Origin of the sequence: Paenibacillus algicola (genome assembly GCF_005577435.1) — a bacterium.
Taxonomy (GTDB): domain Bacteria; phylum Bacillota; class Bacilli; order Paenibacillales; family Paenibacillaceae; genus Paenibacillus_AQ; species Paenibacillus_AQ algicola.
The window spans coordinates 1,961,708-1,978,462 of sequence record NZ_CP040396.1 but is presented as its reverse complement, the minus strand read 5'-3'; the positions used below and the strand labels follow the sequence as shown (position 1 = coordinate 1,978,462).

Sequence of the window (16,755 nt, the reverse complement as noted above, 5' to 3'; positions counted from 1 at the left end):
CAAAATGTCCTGCGAAATCTTTCTTTCGCAGGACATTTTTTTTGTATACAGCCTCTTCTATTGTTCCACGTTGAACAAGAATAACAGCGTCATTCAACAAAAAACACCTCCCTGCAGGAGGCGTCTTTGTCGGAAACTTGAAAATGAATGCAGGAAATATCAGGAACCGCGGTTGTCCATCAGGCTTGTCAGTCCGGTATAACAAAGGTAAACCTTGTCCCCTCGCCTACGACACTATCCACTGTAATTTGTCCCTTGTGCGCCTCTACGATGTTCTTAACGATGGCTAGACCAATCCCCGTACCGACGGTTTCACCGCGTACACGGGCCTTGTCTGCCTTATAGAAGCGGTCAAATACAAAAGGTACATCAGCAGAAGGAATACCTACACCCTGATCAGACACTTCAAACTGAATGGCCGCCGCGCTGCCGGTCAGCGAGATCCGCTCCAGTGTAATGGATATCCCTTTGCCAGAGGGTGTGTGCCGGATTGCGTTATCCAGCAGGTTGGTCAGCACCTGCTCCAGCTTGTCCTCATCTGCAGCGTTCAGCAGCAGATTCTGACTGCGCTTGTAAAGCGTCAGCTCAATGTCCTGCTCCTTGGCACGAACCGCGAATTTCCGGGTTACCCGCTCACACAGCTCCCCGGCATCGACCTTCTGCAGGTCGAGCTCGGCATGACCCGCTTCCATCCGTGTCAGATCCAGCAGATCCTTCACCAGCCGCCCCATCCGTAAGGACTCTTCATGAATGACCTGGATGAGCTCACGGCTCTCTTCCGGTGAAGCTGCCATACCATCAAGCAGCGCTTCACTGTAGCCCTGCATCATCGACAGCGGGGTTCTGATTTCGTGTGACACGTTCGCAATGAAGTCGGTTCTCATCTTCTCCAGCTTCACCTGCTCCGTAATATCTCGCAGCACCGCAACCGCTCCGCGCTTGATATCATCCGAATACAGCGGCGCCATGTGCGCCTCCCAGACCCCCTGCTTGACATGCAGATCTGCCATCTGATCACGCCCCTCCCGCATCGTCTTGTTGAACAATGCAATCAGCGGCTCCGGCATCACCTCGGCGGCCCATCCGCCGCCCTCCAGATCCTTGTCCCATTTCAGGCCCTGCCAATTCTCCATCACCTGTCGTCCCGGTGGGTTCGCAAGAATAACATCGCCATTATTATCAAATGTAATCACTGCATCGCTCATACTGCGCAGTACGCTCGAAAGATGCTCTTTCTCATGGTTCAGGCTTCGGATGGTCGTCTCCAGCTCTGCCGCCATATGATTAAACGTATTCGCCAGTTCGCCGATTTCATCGCTGGTCACAAGCTTCAGACGCGTATCATAGCGTCCCCGCCGAATCGCGTTGGCAGCCTCAATCAGCTTCTGCATCGGCTGTGTAATCTTGGTAAGCAGGAACAGACCGAAGAAGGTCGTCATCGCAAAGCCGATAATGGATACATACGTGAAGAGCCGCTTGATGTCTCCGGAGTTGGAGGAATTAAACACGGTATCGATATAAGGAAGAAGAAACAGTCCCAGCGTCAGAAGGACACAGGCTACAAGCAGTGTAATTGTAATCCACAGCTTGCCGACAAGGGTACGCCAGAATTTCACGTTATTTCGGAACCTCCAGCTTATACCCGACGCCCCAAACCGTCATAATCATGGAGGCCGCTTCCGGTGACATTTTGTTCAGCTTCTCACGCAGACGCTTGACGTGAGTATCTACCGTACGCAAATCGCCGAAAAACTCATAGTTCCATACGTCCTTCAACAGCTCTTCCCGGGAAAAGACCTTATCCGGAGAAGAAGCCAGGTAATGAAGCAGCTCATATTCCTTCGGAGTCAGGTTGATTTCGCGGCCGCCCGCGCTCACCCGGTGCGCATCATGCTCAATAACCAGGTTCGGAAATACGATACTGCTGCTGCTGGACGTGGATTCCTTGGACAAATAGGCCGTTGCAGAGGAACGCCGCAGGATTGCCTTCACTCTGTATATGACCTCACGGGGGCTGAAGGGCTTCACAACATAGTCATCTGCACCGACCTCAAAGCCCTGAACCCGATTAATCTCCTCGCCTTTGGCTGTCAGCATCAGAATCGGGGTAGATTTCACCTGTCGCACACGTGCACAGACCTCAACACCGTCCATACCCGGAAGCATGACATCAAGCAAAATCAAGCCATAGTCCTCTGAGGTTGCTTTCCGCAGAGCCGTCTCCCCGTCCTCGGCCTCCTCGATTTCATACCCCTCTTTTTCCAAATACATCTTCAAAAGACGTCGGATGCGCTCCTCATCATCCACAACCAATATCCGGTTTCCATGATCACTCATGAGCCACAACTCCTTCTTCGTCATATGGAAAATCAGAAGCAGCCCTGTAGCATCCGCTAAGAACCCTTCTGATTTGTTAACCACTTATTCTTTACTTGAATATTATTCCGTACCTGCGTAGGAATGCAGGCCTGCAATAATTAAGTTGACACCCACCAGCGTAAACATGACCACGATAAAACCGAGCACACTCAGCCAGGAGGAGTTCTTGCCCTGCCAGCCTCGAGACAGGCGAAGGTGGAGGTAAATGCTGTAAAACAGCCAGGTAATGAGCGCCCACACTTCTTTCGGATCCCAGCCCCAGAATCGGCCCCAGGCAATTTCGGCCCAGATCATGGCGAAGATCAGACCTCCCAGGGTAAAGATCGGGAAGCCGATCGCGATAGCCCGGTAGCTGATCTCATCCAGATCATCCGGATCGAGCCGGTTCAATGCCGGCTGAATAAACTGGGCAATAGGTTTGCGCAGGAGAACGCGAATCAAAGCATATAATACCAAGCCGCTCAGGATAGACCAGAGCACCGTATTCAGCTTGCGGGCCGCATTGATGCCCTCCATCCAGGACGGCGCCTGAAACAGCGGCTTGCTCATGCCCAAGAAGCTGTCGAAGGCGATAGTCTCACTGTTATAGGGTGATACGATCGGCGGCATATCATACTCCACCTGAACGGTCTGATCCTGCTGCAGCTTTTCATTCCATTGAACCTGGGAAAAGGAAGCCTCATATCCCGCCGCACGGAAGCTGTAGACAGATACCATAAATCCGATCATAACCACGATCAGGAACATACAAAATTCCAGCCATCGCTGTTCTTTGCGATCTGATCGCTCGGCACTGCTGAAGTTTACTGTGCGAAGCAAGTGCATCAGACCTGCAATAAAGCCCACCGCGAAGAATGCATCTCCCAAGGAAGCCATGGTGACATGAATGCCAAGCCAGTAGGACTGCAGCGAAGGAATCAGCGGCTGTACCTCTTGAGGAAATACAGCTGCGTAAGCCATAATCAAAATCGTCAGCGGCAGTGCAAACAGGCCCAGCAGCGATTTCTTATAAAGCATGTATAGCACAATAAAGGCCACCATAATAGACATGGATAAAAAGGTCATAAATTCATACATATTGCTGACCGGCACATGGCCGGCCCAGATCCATCGGGTTATGAAATAGGTCAGGTGACCAATAAGACCCAGAACCGCGGTGTAAAAAGCTATTTTTCCCCACTTGGCCAAATGGACCTCAGGATCCCGCTTTCGAAAACGCTTGCCCATGACCGCAACCCCATAAAAGGTAAAGGCCAGGCAGTATAAGAAAAAAGCTGCGATAAAGGCATCACTGCTAAAATCTATTAATGTCATGCTTTGCTCCCCCCGTTATTTACCAATGACTTCTCATCTACGTCCAGATCCATCTCTTTAAGGACCGCAGCAATTTCTCTCCTCAAGCCGAACCAGTTCTTGTTCGTATGAGCGCCCAACGTCAATACGCCGTGATCCACCCGGAGCCAAATCCGCCGATGCTGAAAATAAAAGCCCAGCACCAGACCCAGCATGCCGATGCCTGCTCCAACCCACACAAACGGCATCGCCTTATCAATCCGAATGTTGAGATAGGTCGTCGATTCTGAAAGCTCGACATTCTCCATTGACGATACCTGAAGATCAAATTTCAGCTCTCCCCCGCCCAGCTGCCTGTTCAGAGCATCCTGCTGAAAGCGTTCCTTATCAATCTGTTTCGGAAAGTAGAAATACTGGACTCCCGTCTCAGGCAGATCAGGACCCTCGATCAAGAACAAAAAGGCAGGCGCGTTCGGATTCGACGACATGTTGGCCGGCTTTCCATCCGCATTCAAGCCGAAATCCGTATAGAGATCCTTCACGGTCAGCGTATAGGGCCCGACCTTGTAAGCCTTCTCCGGATAGTTCATGTCCAGCTTGAACGTCCCATATTCTTCTCCGGTCACCGCGTCAGTCAAAGCTGGCGTCACCGAGATGAGAGTCGGCGTGAGATCGTAGTCAAATTGGTAGGCCTTCAAGCCTTCATAATTCAAGGGATGGTTGACTTCAATATTGTGACGCATGACTTCCTTCAGCTGAGGCTCCTCTCCAAGCTCACAGCCCGCAAGGCATTCATAAAGGATAGCCTTGGTTTCAAATTTCTCGGGCAGAATCTTGCCTTTGCCCTGAAATTCCTTCGGGAGATCCTCTTCACTGTAAAACTGCACCGAAAACCCGTCATTCTGCAAATAGTAGCTCGTATCCGGGATGAGCTTGGGCTGGCCTTCCGGAAACGCCATATGCGTGTCCATATGAAGACCCGGAAGTCCTCTAGCGAGCACAGCTAGCAGGAAGACGATCAAGCCAATATGAAGCACATAAGGACCCCACCGGCTGAAGCGCTGCTTCTCTGCAAGCAGTGTTGACCCGTCCGTGCGGACCCTGTATCCTTTTTTGCGGATTTTGGGGGCCACATGCTCCACCCACTGCACTCCGTCTCCATGAATGTCAGCCTCAAGACTCACACGCTGCCGCTTCAGGAAGGACAGATGCTTTGGAATCCGCTGACGGCTCAGTGCCTTGTACAGAGGCAGTACCCGATCCAGGCTGCAGATGACGAGCGAAGCCCCGATCAGAACCAGCAGCAGCACAAACCACCAGGACGTATATGTATGGGATAAACCGAGCAGATAATAAATATGGCCCAGCTGCCCATAGTTTTCTTGGTAATAAACAGACGCATCAATATTCAAAAAGGTGCTTTCCTGAGGATAGATCGAGCCCAGCATGGCACCGATGGTCGTGATCGTAATTAAATAGATCGCCACTTTCACCGAGGAGAAAAAATTCCATACGCGGTCAATAACCCCGGGGTTGTCCTTCTGCGAGCGTCTGGCGACGCCGTCATAACGCATCTCCAAAAGGTCCTGCGCCGCGGCTTCCTCGTTCAGCGGCTTGCCGCACGCCTCGCACAGCACGGTGCCGACCGGATTCTGATGGCCGCACTCGCATTTTGTATTCTGGATGCGGCTGTTACCTGTTTGCTCATTCATTTCGCATTCACCAACTGCCCGATCTGTTTATCCAGGGTGTCAATGTTCAGCTCTCCGATGGTAATGCGGTCAATCTTTCCATCCGGCGTCACAAAAAAAGTGGTCGGCATCGGCCCCACTCTAAAGCTTTCGACAGCCTTGCGGTCCGGATCCATGAGAATCGGAAATTCCACACCCATCTTGGCTGCAAAATTCTCGACCACCATGGGCTTCTCCCCCACATTAATGCCGACAATGACCACATCCTGGTCCTTCCATTTCAACCATTGCTCCTGCAGGGCGGGCATTTCCCGGACGCAGGGCTCGCAGTAGGTCCCCCAGAAATTAATGACCCTCGCCTTGCCCTCCATCTCGTCCATCGTGTGGACGGCTCCGTCCATTCCGAGCAGCTTATAGCCCGGCACGTCATCCCCAGCCTTGGGGGCACTATTCTTTCCTGTAACGACGGTCGTTACAGCATAAACACCCAGCAGGACGATTGCCAGCAGGATGAAAACTTGTACCCATTTTTTCGTGTTACCTGTCATGCTGCAGCATCCTTTCTATGACAACCTTCATCATGAACTCCATAAGGTGTGAACATCCTATGAACATTATAACGAAGATTGTCAATAAAACAGGAAGCCAATTTGAAAATTATGTGTCAGGTTCTGCGCCGTGGAGGTCGTTTCCCCTCAGGCTTGCTGTTTTTGGCGGACATTGCCATCTGAACCAGCCTGTTAATCTCATCTGGTGTCAGGTGGCGATAGATGCCCCGCTTTAAATTTTGCAGCAGCAAATCTCCATAAGAGATACGCTTTAGCCGGATTACCGGATGGTTGATCGCCTCGAACATCCGGCGGACCTGTCGGTTACGTCCCTCATGAATGGTAATTGAAATGACGGCCTGCTTGTTGTCAGGATCGACATCCTTGTATTCCACTTCTGCCGGCGAGGTCATGCCGTCCTCCAGCATAATACCCTGACGAAGCTTGTCCAGCCCCTCCCCGTGGGGAACTCCCTTAACCGTTGCCAGATAAGTCTTCGGAACATGATACTTCGGATGGCTCAGCAAGTTCGCAAATTCGCCATCATTCGTAAGCAGCAAAAGCCCTTCCGTATCATAGTCCAGCCGTCCGATCGGATAGACGCGCTCACGCACGCCCTTCAAATAATCCGATACGATCTTACGGCCTTCCGGATCGGAAGCGCTGGTAATAACGCCTTTCGGTTTATTCAGCATGACATAGACTTTCTTCTCATTCTTGATCGGCTTTCCGGATACCGTAATTTCGTCCTGATCCGGGTCTGCTTTCGTGCCGAGTGCTGTCACGGTCTCACCGTTCACCTGCACCTTGCCGCCCAGAATAAGCTCTTCACACTTACGCCTGGAGGCTATCCCGGCCTGTGCCATGATTTTTTGTAATCTCTCCATGTTTGTTAGGTCACCTCATCCCTAATGATACCCACCTGCGGGATAAATCACAAGCGCATTCCATGGGAAATTGATACCGGGACAGGTGTCGTGGTGCGGAAATAAATATAACGGAGAAATCTCATAGCGCCGGGACAGCTCAATAATGATTTTGCTGGCTTGAAACAGCTGCCTTTTTTGGTAGAAATCCATTAAGCTATATTCCAGATTAAAGTCACCCTCCAGACAGATATGAATATATTCAGGGTGCCGAAGTGACGGGGCAGCTTTTACCGACCCATCCCTCAAAATCATAAAATCCCAATCCTCCTCCTGATGATCTCGTTCCGTACAAGCCGTGTGGTGGATAATAAAGCCTTCGAAATTCATAGGAGCCCTCCATTTCCTCTGACATGCCACAGTATATGAGACAGAGGGTCAGGGCGTATGGATACCTGTCACTATGAAATAATTAAAAAGCCTCCTTATCCGAAGACAAGCAGGCAAAAAAAGATGGCAGCAATAAATCCGATGATGTCCGAGAACAAGCCGACCTTCAAGGCATACCGACCCTTTCGGATCCCGACCGCGCCAAAATATACAGTGAGTACATATAGCGTAGTATCCGTGCTGCCCTGAATGGTGGAGGCAATCCGGCCGATGATGGAGTCCGGCCCGTAGACATGGATCAGCTCGGTCGTATAGGCCAGGGAGCCCGTTCCGGTCAGCGGGCGAAGCAGACCCAATGGCATGATTTCCGGCGGTACGCCAAGACCCAGCAGAAACGGGCCCATCCAGGAGGTCATGGCCTCCAGCGCGCCGGAAGCGCGGAACACACTAATGGCCACCATCATACCGACAAGATGCGGGATGATGGATATGGCGGTCGAGAAGCCGTCCTTGGCACCATCCACGAAGGTTTCATAGACCAGTACCCTGCGGGCGAAAGCGAACAATGGGATAAAGGCAATCACGATCGGAATCATCCAGACAGAGATGAGATTCATCAGCTCTAGCACGGGGCGTCACCCTCTTTCGGGGTATGAGGCCAGGCCGGAGGCTTTTTCTTTTTCGATTGTGAGATGAGCCGATGCCTGCACCAGCGGTCAGCCATAATTGCCGCCAGCGTAGCGACCGCTGTCGCCATCAGCGTCGTGCCTACAATTTCAGCGGGGTTAGCGGAATGATAATTCATCCTTATCGCGATTAGCGTCGTCGGAATCAAGGTGATGCTCGCGGTGTTCAATGCCAGCAAGGTGCACATAGCCGGGGAGGCCTGCTCCTTGTCCGGATTCAGCTTCTGCAGCTCCTGCATGGCCTTGATTCCCATTGGTGTTGCTGCATTGCCGAGGCCAAACAGATTTGCGCTCATATTAGATAGAATGTAGCCGAAGGCTGGATGATTTTTCGGGATGTCAGGAAATAAATACCTTACTACCGGTCCCATTAACCGGGCGATCTTCGCCAGGAGGCCCGAATCCTCTGCCAGCCTCATTAATCCCAGCCAAAACACCATAATACTGATCAAGCCAAAGGATACGGTTACGCCAGTCTGAGCTCCATCGAAGACGGCTTTGGTAACGTCCTCGATGTTCCCGTTCACGGCGGAAAAGATAAATCCGATCAAGATCATTCCCATCCAGATGACATTTATCATCCTAGTTCCCCCTTTCGGACATGATCCTTCTTTAATCTCCCAAGAACTTGCGGAGCACAATCCCTGCAGACCTTAAGAAGCCTTGCTTCTCTGTTTGGTGCCAGGTTTCGCGTGCATGCTCCTCATCCTGCTGCTCTTTTGGAATCAAGCTGCCTTCTTCGTACACCGGCACCCGTCCGATCACTTCACCATGCAGCGACAGCTCGATATACCCTCTTCTCCCGAACGACAGATCCGGCTCCACCGCTTTGTGCAGGACGAGCTTGTTCTTGACAAGCGCCTGCTCTGCCGGCAGCAGTGCATAGGCAAAGCGGTTCCCGGCTTTCAGCGGCTGTCCTTGAACCGCTTGGCCCTCCTGAATCAGCTGATGCAGCTGAAAATGCTCAAAGCCGTAATCCAGCAGCTTGCCGTGATCATTCCAGTCGTTCCCATCATTAAGGGTGACAACGGCCAGCTGCTGTCCGTTTCTCGTGGCCGAGCTGACAAGGCAGCGTAATGCTTTTTTCGTATAGCCGGTCTTGACGCCGTCAGCACCTTCATACAGATGCAGCATTTTATTTTTGTTGCTCCACTTATAATCCCAGCTCTCATTCGGGTTGGGCGCCTTCTTGACCTCGGTCTTGACGATCTCGGCGAAATCGGGATTGTGCAGCGCGTAAGCCGTAAGCTTGGCCATATCGTTAGCCGTTGAATAGTGCTCATCATGGTCGAGTCCGTGCGGATTCATAAAATGGGACCCCGTCATCCCCAGCTCAGCCGCCTTCTCGTTCATAAGCAGCACAAAGCCCTCCTCTGAGCCGCCGACATGCTCTGCGATAGCCGTAGCTGCATCATTGCCTGACCTCAGCATTAACCCGTACAGCATATGCTCCAGCAGCATCTCCTCACCAAGCTTTAGAAATAATGAGGAGCCTTCTTTGCCGAAAGCATTCTTGCTCACCTTCACCTGGGATTTCAAATCTCCATGCTCAATCGCGACGATTGCCGTCATGATTTTGGTCAGACTGGCGACACGCATCCTTTTGTTGCCTTCTTTACTGTACAGCAGCCTGCCGGAGCTGACGTCAATCAGTGCTGCCGATTCCGCGTAATTACCCGGTGGAGATGGCATTGCGAGTTGCTGCTCTACACGCTCGGCATGCACAGTCATAGCCAGACTGAACGGGAAAGGCAAGCCTGCAGGTCCGAGCAGGAGCAGCACTCCGAGAAGCCATGTGGAAGCCAGTCTAAGCTGCAAGTTACGTTTTATTTTCATGGGAATCCTCCGCTAAAGTGATATGTTGTACAAGTATATGCGGGACAGGCTGCAGGTATGTCCTTATGCTCACCAAACACAAAAAAGAGGCTATCCCAAAAGATCTAGGGTCTTGCGGGATGGCCTCGTTTGTTGTTGAGAGATGCTCGTTTCGTCCTCTCCGCTGATTCGTGCATGGATCAGCTTTATCTCTACATGGATTTAGAAGACGACATTCCATGCAATCCCCTTGTTGCTCAAGAAGGCGGTAATAGACCAAAAGTCAGAAATGGCGATGCAGGGATAACCTCCCCAACATCGCCATTTCTTCATTACTGGCCTAATTTTTCATAAAGAGAACTGTCTCGTCATTCAAAAAACTACTTCGGGGACAGCCCCTTCGCTGTAGCTGGGCTCGGCTTAATGGGAATGGCCGTTACCGTTCTGGGAACCAGAAGCATCCTTCGCGGTTTCATTCCCCTGATTGCTGCTTTGGAACATGGACTGAATCTGCTCCAGCAGGTAAGGCGTCGAGTCAATAATACGCTCGAACAGATGCGTCTGGTTGTCCAGCGGAACGATGTGAACGCCATCCTTGCCGACTACGAGAAACGCAATCGGCCGGATCGATACGCCGCCGCCGCTGCCGCCGCCAAAAGGCAGTGTCGCCTTTCCGCCGTTCTGTGTCCCGCCGTTCGGTGAACCGTCGGAACTGGAATTATAATCACTGCCGCCTGCAGCGAAACCGAAGGCAACCTTGCTGATCGGAAGAATTACCGTACCGTCCGGTGTATTGACTGGATCTCCGACAATGGTGTTCACATCGACCATTGCTTTAATATTTTCCATCGCGGTCTGCATCAAGCCTTGAATCGGGTGATCGGACATGATCATTACTCCTTTACGCTGTTTTGATATAGCCTTAAGTAGGTCCTGCTGTTTATCATCCCCTAATGCAAACAGACTATGTAATGCCGATTCCTGCCGACCCAAGGATGATGCCGATGTTTCATGGCCTCAAGCTTGATCCAGCTCTCGCTGCAGGGTGTTTTTCCAGGTCCGAAGTCCGCCTTCCACTCTCCACACCCGAATCCACAGCGCAAGCCCCGCCTTCACCAGGGCATATACCTTTACGCGCAGATCGACATCCAGAGCACTTGACAGCTGCGGCGGCCCGTTAAAATCCGGAATAATAAACAGCTCCGGCTTGCCATGCAGCTTCACATGATACGACAGCCAGCCAAGGATCATATGCTTGATCCCCCACAGAGCTCCTGAAGCGGTGGCCGTTTGAGCTGCATCATCGAGGGCAAGGCTTGTAGACCAGAACACGGAAGACACGTTGAAGATCCGAACCGACCTCAGCATCCATGTCTTGAACCCGTCCGTAGCCTGAAGCAGCTTCTTCATATCCTGAAAGGCCAGGCGGGAGCGTGCATCGGGATCGGATTTACCCGACGGATCGATCCATTTCCCGAAGAAGCGTGAAGGCGGCTGCTGCTCCTCTACCACTTCCTCTTTGAAGGAATGCAGAGGCAGCTCCAGCGTCTTCTTGAACAAGCCGTATAAGGAATGAATATGAATGACCATGGAGTACTGACGGGCTGCCAGCTTGATCCGAATCCCCAGCTTTACGGTCGAACCCAGCACAAGGCAGGCACACACCAGCAGCAATCCTCCTACAAATAAGCCACCAACAACCCATGCATTCATATCATGCCCTCCAGCACCAGATTCTTACTGCCTGTCTTTTCTCTGGGTTAGTATGGCAATTACGAAAGAAATCATACGGCATGTCAAAAAGCCCGGGAAGCCCGGGCTCTAGGTAGTCCACATTATGAATTGACGTCATCCAAAGTAAGCTGCTGCTCATCCAGCTTGTCAAACAGCATTTGGGTTTCCTCTTCCAGGCTGTCGCCATCGCCCTCAAACTGTGAAGGCTCCGGCAAATCCTGAATGCTGCCCAGGCCAAAATAATCAAGAAAAGCCTTGGTCGTTCCATACAGGATCGGTCGGCCGATGGCCTCTGCGCGCCCCACTTCAACGATTAGACCCTTGTTGGACAAGGTCTGGATGGCTCGCTCTGCCTTAACCCCGCGGATCTCTTCGATCTCCACTCGGGTAATGGGCTGCCGGTAGGCCACAATTGCCAGCGTCTCGAGTGCGGCCTGAGATAACGAGGATCTGGAAGGCGAATATGCCAGCCGCTCGAAATACTCGGCATGCTCTGCCCGCGTCGCCAGCTTGTAGCTGCCTGCAATCCGTACAATTTGAAGGCCTCGCCCTCCCGCTTCGCAATCCGCCTTCAGCTCCTCCAGCGCATCGGTAATCCGTTTTGCCGACTGCTCGGTAATTTCGGCCAGCTGCTTCACGGACAGCCCTTCTTCTCCCGAGAGAAACAAAAGGCCTTCAATAAGTGATTTCAGCTTCGGTAAATCCATCAAACTTGACTTCCCCTCTCCACTCCATCACGATGTCATCAAACAGCTTCTCCTGAAAAGCGAAAATCTGCTTCATCTTCATTAGTTCCAGTATCGCCAGAAACGTAACCACAATCTCATGGCGCACCATGTCCTCATGGAGCAGCCTGGAGAACAGAACCCGGCCTCCCGGCCCTTGAGATGCAAGAACGTTTACTACTTCCCGAATCCGGTCCTTGACCGAGATTTCATCCCGCTGGATGCGGGCATAGGAGGTGCGCTTAACTGCCTTGCTCAAGGCTCGCTGAAAGGCAGCAATCAGATCCGAGGCATGCAGCCCCTGGACGGGATTCTCCTCGGCGATCGGCATATACGGCGACAGATCCTCCGGCTCTTTGGAATAAATCAGACTGCGCTCCCATTCCTTCTCGTGCAGATGCTGGGCAATGCCCTTATACTTTCGATATTCAATCAGCCGCTGCACCAGCTCTGCACGGGGATCAAAATCATCCTCCATGTCCATATCAAAGTCATCCATTTCGATGACCGGCGGCTTGGGCAGCAGCATTTTGCTCTTGATCGACAGCAGTGTGGCAGCCATCACCAGAAATTCACTCGTAATTTCCAGCTCCAGCTCCTTCATGCTCTGCAGATACGTCATGTACTGTTCCGTGATCTCACTGACGGGGATATTCTGGATATCGATTTCCGCTTGATCAATCAAATGCAGCAGCAGATCCAGCGGTCCTTCGAAGGTCTCCAGCTTGTACAATACGGTCACAATCCATCCTCCCGCCACAAAAAAATAAAATGCAGTGCCCTGTAAAAGAGCACTACATTAAATAAGCACTATTTTAGCTGTTTCGTCAAGTTCGCCATTTCAATTGCGGCCATTGCAGAATCCCAGCCCTTGTTCCCGGCCTTCGTGCCTGCCCGCTCAATGGCCTGCTCGATGTTCTCTGTCGTTACAACACCGAAAATGGTCGGTACGCCGGTCTTCAGGTTGATCGCGGAAACTCCCTTGGCTACCTCGTTGCACACGTAATCATAGTGTGTAGTAGAGCCGCGAATGACCGTCCCAAGCGTAATGATGGCATCGTATTTGCCGCTTTCCGCCATTTTTTGGGCGATCAGAGGAATTTCAAAGGCTCCCGGTACCCATGCCACATCTGTTTCCTCCTCCTTCACACCGTGGCGCTTCAGTGCATCCAGCGCACCGCCCAGCAGCTTGCTCGTAATAAATTCGTTAAAGCGCCCTACCACGATGCCGTAGCGCAGTCCCTCGGAGACGAGATTTCCTTCAAATACATTTGCCATGAATATCAACCTTTCTTTATATGAATTTTATATGAATTAAAAGAGTAAACATCAGCTGGTGCTTTCACAATTGCGGTTACTGTCGCAGATCAGCGGTTCTGGTCCTCATTTTGCTCAATATCATCAAAGGTCAGCATATGACCCAGCTTCATCTGCTTCGTATGAAGATAACTGGTGTTATCCTCATTCTCCGGCATCTGAATCGGGACCCGCTCCACGACCTCCAGCCCATAGCCCTCCAGGCCTTTAATCTTGCGGGGATTGTTGGTCAGCAGTCGGATCTGGCGAATCCCTAAATCCTTCAGGATCTGTGCGCCAATGCCGTAATCGCGCAAATCAGCGGGAAAGCCCAGCTTGAGATTGGCATCGACGGTGTCCAGCCCTTCCTCCTGCAGCTTGTAGGCCTTCAGCTTATTAATCAAGCCGATGCCCCGGCCCTCCTGCCGCATATACAGCAGCACGCCATTGCCCGCTTCATGGATCTGCCGGAGTGCAGCTTCAAACTGCGGACCGCAGTCACAGCGGTGGGAGTGAAACACATCCCCTGTGAGACATTCGGAGTGCACCCGGACCAGAACCGGCTTCTCTCCGTCAATCTCACCCTTCACGAGAGCTACATGCTCTTTATGATCCACGTCATTACTGTAAGCTACGGCCTGAAACACACCATAATCTGTCGGCATGCGTACTGAAACCTCTCGATTCACTAGCTTCTCGGTTGCATTGCGATACTGGATCATATCCTTGATGCTGATCAGCTTCAGGTCAAATTTACGGGCGATTTCGACCAGATCAGGCAGCCTCGCCATACTTCCATCTTCCTTAATAATCTCACAAATAACGCCTGCCGGGTAGGACCCGCACATCCGGGCCAAGTCGACAGCGGCCTCAGTATGCCCCGCGCGGCGCAGCACCCCGCCCTGCTTCGCAATCAGTGGAAACATATGCCCCGGCCGGCGAAAATGGAAAGGTCCGGCTGTGGGATCCATGATACCTTGTACCGTCATAGAGCGCTCCATAGCTGAAATCCCGGTCGTCGTCTGAACATGATCGATGGAAACCGTGAAGGCCGTACCGTGAAAATCTGTATTCTGCGCCACCATCGGTTTAAGGTCCAGCTCCTGTGCCCGCTCCGCCGTCATAGGCATACAGACCAAGCCCCGGCCTTCACGAATCATGAAATTGATGACCTCAGGTGTCGCTTTTTCTGCCAGCGCTACAAAATCCCCTTCATTCTCCCGGTCTTCATCATCGACGACGATGACGACCTTACCATTCATCAAATCCTCCATCGCTTCGGCAATGGAGTGGAACTGAAACGGCTCTTGCATGTCAACCCTCCTCCTTCTTGTGTGCTTTTGTATCTCATGCGAATCCGTGTTCCGCCAAATAATCCATGCTGACAGAGCTAGATTTGCTTTTGTGATGACCTGATGTACGAGATCCGTAGTGAAGCAGGTGATCTACGTATTTGCCCAGAATGTCATTCTCAATATTGACGGAATCTCCGGCCTTCTTTAAAGCCAGCACCGTCTCCTCAAGCGTATGGGGAATAATGGATACCGTAAAGCTGCTCTCGGTCGTATCCACCACCGTAAGACTGATTCCGTCCAGGGTTACGGAGCCCTGTGGAATAATATATCTGAACATATCCCGATCCTGAGGAACGATTTCATACATTACCGCATTCTGATCCGGCTTCACCCGGGAGATTACACCCGTGCCGTCCACATGACCCTGAACAATATGTCCGCCGAAACGGCTTCCCGCAGCCATTGCCCGCTCCAGGTTCACTTTACTGCCGGCCTGCAGCACTCGCAGATTCGTATGGCGGTAAGTCTGCGGCATAACATCCACTGTAAATAACCCGTTCTCTATGGAGGTCGCTGTCAGACAGACGCCATTTACGGCGACACTGTCGCCGAGCTTCAGATCATCCATAATCCGGGAAGCCGATATAGCAAGCACCATAGCCTCACCGTTCCGGCCAATGCGCCGCATTTCTCCAATCTCCTCAATAAGGCCTGTAAACATGGATCAACCCTCCTTATCGCTGTTTTTTTCCTGTCCGTCAAGGAGTTCCCTTCTCCACACCGGCTTGCCGGAAATCATAATATTATCCTCCAGCTGCTCCATGCTTAAATCCTCCAGGACGACCGCCTCGCTCATCTGCTCGACGCCTCCGAACATGAAGCTGGAGGGTGCTCCCAGGCCTCCCGCAATTTTGGGAGCAATAAACAGAATGATCCGGTCTACCAGCTCCTCCTCCAGCATCGAGCCGTTCAGCGTGCCCCCGCCCTCCAGCAGAATAGAGGCTATTTCTCGCTGTCCCAGCTGCTTCATTGCTGATGTCATATCGACACGCGGTCCCGCTCCGCAGTAGATAATCTCGGCCCCCAGCTCTTGCAGGGCCTTGGCTTTGTCCTCATCACTCTGCTCGGTTGTCAGAATCAGCACTTGTGAGATTCCATCCTGCAGCAGCTTGCTGTCCATCGGAATTCGCAGCTTCGAGTCCACCACAATCCGAATAGGATGAATACCTGGCACGGGCAGACGGGTGGTCAGCTGCGGATTGTCGGCAATCACGGTGGATACGCCCACCATAATTCCTTGATGCCGGTGCCTTAGCGTATGCACTCTGGTCCGGGATGCAGCATTTGAGATCCATTTGCTGTCGCCGGTCTTGGAAGCGATCTTGCCGTCCAGGGTGCTCGCTGTCTTTAAGGTAACATAAGGCATACCGGTCGTAATATATTTGATAAAAGCCTCATTCAAGCTCACAGCGCGCGCCTCCAGGACGCCCGTCTCCACCTGAATCCCTGCTGCCTGAAGCATCTGGATTCCTCGTCCTGCGACCTGAGGATTCGGATCCTGCATCGCAATCACCACGCGGGAAACACCTTCGGCAATCAGACGTTCACTGCAGGGCGGCGTCTTGCCATAATGGCTGCACGGCTCCAGTGTAACGTAGACCGTACTGCCTGCAGCAAGCTCCCCTGCCATATTGAGCGCATGCACCTCGGCATGAGGCGTTCCTCGCTCCAGATGAGTACCTACACCAGCCAGCCGGCCTTGATTCACGACAACACAGCCCACGACAGGGTTGATTCCGGTCTGTCCCTGCGCTTTGTCTGCCAAATCCAGGGCAAGAGCCATATAGTATTCATCGTTCATCACTTGCATTGCCCATTCACCCACTTTGAAATGATCTAGCTGTTACAAAATGAAACTTTAAGAATACAAAAAGCCCTGAGTCTGGGGTTTATCCAGATCAGGGCATGTTTAATGGGAGTACACCAAAAATCATTCCGGTGATAAACAGCTCAAAGCAACGCAAAGAAAAGCAGAGA

At 52.0% G+C, this 16,755-nt stretch carries 18 protein-coding genes; all 18 read right to left on the bottom strand.

Going from position 1 to position 16,755, the window contains the following annotated elements:
• Window positions 1-188 precede the first annotated feature (188 nt).
• Complete coding sequence (locus tag E6C60_RS08960; RefSeq protein WP_138225542.1) at window positions 189-1,616, bottom strand: ATP-binding protein; 1,428 nt, start codon at window positions 1,614-1,616, stop codon at window positions 189-191.
• Window position 1,617: 1 nt separating this feature from the next.
• Window positions 1,618-2,337 (bottom strand): response regulator transcription factor, encoded by a 720-nt coding sequence (locus tag E6C60_RS08955; protein ID WP_138225541.1) that lies wholly within the window; start codon window positions 2,335-2,337, stop codon window positions 1,618-1,620.
• 102 nt (window positions 2,338-2,439) lie between these two features.
• Window positions 2,440-3,693, bottom strand: coding sequence for a c-type cytochrome biogenesis protein CcsB (gene ccsB, locus E6C60_RS08950; protein ID WP_138225540.1), 1,254 nt, complete (start codon window positions 3,691-3,693; stop codon window positions 2,440-2,442).
• A complete protein-coding gene (locus tag E6C60_RS08945) occupies window positions 3,690-5,384 on the bottom strand; it encodes a cytochrome c biogenesis protein ResB (protein ID WP_138225539.1) in 1,695 nt (564 codons plus the stop codon). Before E6C60_RS08945 ends, ccsB begins: the two co-directional genes overlap by 4 nt.
• Window positions 5,381-5,911, bottom strand: coding sequence for a redoxin domain-containing protein (locus E6C60_RS08940; protein ID WP_138225538.1), 531 nt, complete (start codon window positions 5,909-5,911; stop codon window positions 5,381-5,383). The genes E6C60_RS08945 and E6C60_RS08940 overlap by 4 nt, the downstream gene beginning before the upstream one ends.
• A gap of 116 nt (window positions 5,912-6,027) precedes the next feature.
• Window positions 6,028-6,798, bottom strand: a complete 771-nt coding sequence (locus E6C60_RS08935) for a pseudouridine synthase (protein WP_138225537.1) — start codon at window positions 6,796-6,798, stop codon at window positions 6,028-6,030.
• 21 nt (window positions 6,799-6,819) lie between these two features.
• Window positions 6,820-7,167 (bottom strand): peptidoglycan recognition protein family protein, encoded by a 348-nt coding sequence (locus tag E6C60_RS08930; protein WP_138225536.1) that lies wholly within the window; start codon window positions 7,165-7,167, stop codon window positions 6,820-6,822.
• A gap of 95 nt (window positions 7,168-7,262) precedes the next feature.
• Window positions 7,263-7,784 carry a spore maturation protein gene (locus E6C60_RS08925; protein WP_175415410.1) on the bottom strand — a complete coding sequence of 174 codons (522 nt, stop codon included), beginning with the start codon at window positions 7,782-7,784 and terminating at the stop codon, window positions 7,263-7,265.
• 5 nt (window positions 7,785-7,789) lie between these two features.
• Window positions 7,790-8,434 (bottom strand): nucleoside recognition domain-containing protein, encoded by a 645-nt coding sequence (locus E6C60_RS08920; protein ID WP_138225534.1) that lies wholly within the window; start codon window positions 8,432-8,434, stop codon window positions 7,790-7,792.
• Between the two features lie 31 nt (window positions 8,435-8,465).
• On the bottom strand, window positions 8,466-9,584 hold the full coding sequence (locus tag E6C60_RS08915; RefSeq protein WP_138227702.1) for a D-alanyl-D-alanine carboxypeptidase family protein: 1,119 nt from the start codon (window positions 9,582-9,584) through the stop codon (window positions 8,466-8,468).
• A 504-nt stretch (window positions 9,585-10,088) separates the two neighbouring features.
• Window positions 10,089-10,556, bottom strand: coding sequence for a GerW family sporulation protein (gene ytfJ / locus E6C60_RS08910; protein ID WP_138225533.1), 468 nt, complete (start codon window positions 10,554-10,556; stop codon window positions 10,089-10,091).
• A gap of 129 nt (window positions 10,557-10,685) precedes the next feature.
• On the bottom strand, window positions 10,686-11,381 hold the full coding sequence (locus E6C60_RS08905) for a DUF2953 domain-containing protein (RefSeq protein WP_138225532.1): 696 nt from the start codon (window positions 11,379-11,381) through the stop codon (window positions 10,686-10,688).
• 122 nt (window positions 11,382-11,503) lie between these two features.
• Entirely contained in the window at window positions 11,504-12,109 is a 606-nt protein-coding gene (scpB, locus tag E6C60_RS08900) for an SMC-Scp complex subunit ScpB (protein WP_138227701.1), read from the bottom strand.
• A complete protein-coding gene (locus tag E6C60_RS08895; RefSeq protein ID WP_138225531.1) occupies window positions 12,078-12,869 on the bottom strand; it encodes a segregation and condensation protein A in 792 nt (263 codons plus the stop codon). Before E6C60_RS08895 ends, scpB begins: the two co-directional genes overlap by 32 nt.
• 68 nt (window positions 12,870-12,937) lie before the next feature.
• Window positions 12,938-13,405, bottom strand: coding sequence for a 6,7-dimethyl-8-ribityllumazine synthase (gene ribH, locus E6C60_RS08890; RefSeq protein WP_138225530.1), 468 nt, complete (start codon window positions 13,403-13,405; stop codon window positions 12,938-12,940).
• Window positions 13,406-13,494: 89 nt separating this feature from the next.
• The gene (locus E6C60_RS08885) at window positions 13,495-14,736 is read right to left on the bottom strand and encodes a bifunctional 3,4-dihydroxy-2-butanone-4-phosphate synthase/GTP cyclohydrolase II (RefSeq protein WP_138225529.1); all 1,242 of its coding nucleotides are present in this window, start codon (window positions 14,734-14,736) and stop codon (window positions 13,495-13,497) included.
• Between the two features lie 34 nt (window positions 14,737-14,770).
• On the bottom strand, window positions 14,771-15,439 hold the full coding sequence (gene ribE / locus E6C60_RS08880) for a riboflavin synthase (RefSeq protein WP_138225528.1): 669 nt from the start codon (window positions 15,437-15,439) through the stop codon (window positions 14,771-14,773).
• 3 nt (window positions 15,440-15,442) lie between these two features.
• The gene (ribD, locus tag E6C60_RS08875; protein WP_138225527.1) at window positions 15,443-16,588 is read right to left on the bottom strand and encodes a bifunctional diaminohydroxyphosphoribosylaminopyrimidine deaminase/5-amino-6-(5-phosphoribosylamino)uracil reductase RibD; all 1,146 of its coding nucleotides are present in this window, start codon (window positions 16,586-16,588) and stop codon (window positions 15,443-15,445) included.
• Window positions 16,589-16,755 lie beyond the last annotated feature (167 nt).

Coding starts and splice junctions, on each gene's coding strand:
- E6C60_RS08940 (WP_138225538.1), bottom strand. CDS start 5,911: ATGACAGGTAACACGAAAAAATGGGTACAAGTTTTCATCCTGCTGGCA.
- E6C60_RS08935 (WP_138225537.1), bottom strand. CDS start 6,798: ATGGAGAGATTACAAAAAATCATGGCACAGGCCGGGATAGCCTCCAGG.
- ytfJ (WP_138225533.1), bottom strand. CDS start 10,556: ATGTCCGATCACCCGATTCAAGGCTTGATGCAGACCGCGATGGAAAAT.
- ribE (WP_138225528.1), bottom strand. CDS start 15,439: ATGTTTACAGGCCTTATTGAGGAGATTGGAGAAATGCGGCGCATTGGC.
- ribD (WP_138225527.1), bottom strand. CDS start 16,588: ATGCAAGTGATGAACGATGAATACTATATGGCTCTTGCCCTGGATTTG.
- E6C60_RS08915 (WP_138227702.1), bottom strand. CDS start 9,584: ATGACTGTGCATGCCGAGCGTGTAGAGCAGCAACTCGCAATGCCATCT.
- scpB (WP_138227701.1), bottom strand. CDS start 12,109: ATGGATTTACCGAAGCTGAAATCACTTATTGAAGGCCTTTTGTTTCTC.
- E6C60_RS08925 (WP_175415410.1), bottom strand. CDS start 7,784: ATGAATCTCATCTCTGTCTGGATGATTCCGATCGTGATTGCCTTTATC.
- E6C60_RS08930 (WP_138225536.1), bottom strand. CDS start 7,167: ATGAATTTCGAAGGCTTTATTATCCACCACACGGCTTGTACGGAACGA.
- E6C60_RS08885 (WP_138225529.1), bottom strand. CDS start 14,736: ATGCAAGAGCCGTTTCAGTTCCACTCCATTGCCGAAGCGATGGAGGAT.
- ccsB (WP_138225540.1), bottom strand. CDS start 3,693: ATGACATTAATAGATTTTAGCAGTGATGCCTTTATCGCAGCTTTTTTC.
- E6C60_RS08905 (WP_138225532.1), bottom strand. CDS start 11,381: ATGAATGCATGGGTTGTTGGTGGCTTATTTGTAGGAGGATTGCTGCTG.
- E6C60_RS08945 (WP_138225539.1), bottom strand. CDS start 5,384: ATGAATGAGCAAACAGGTAACAGCCGCATCCAGAATACAAAATGCGAG.
- E6C60_RS08920 (WP_138225534.1), bottom strand. CDS start 8,434: ATGATAAATGTCATCTGGATGGGAATGATCTTGATCGGATTTATCTTT.
- E6C60_RS08955 (WP_138225541.1), bottom strand. CDS start 2,337: ATGAGTGATCATGGAAACCGGATATTGGTTGTGGATGATGAGGAGCGC.
- ribH (WP_138225530.1), bottom strand. CDS start 13,405: ATGGCAAATGTATTTGAAGGAAATCTCGTCTCCGAGGGACTGCGCTAC.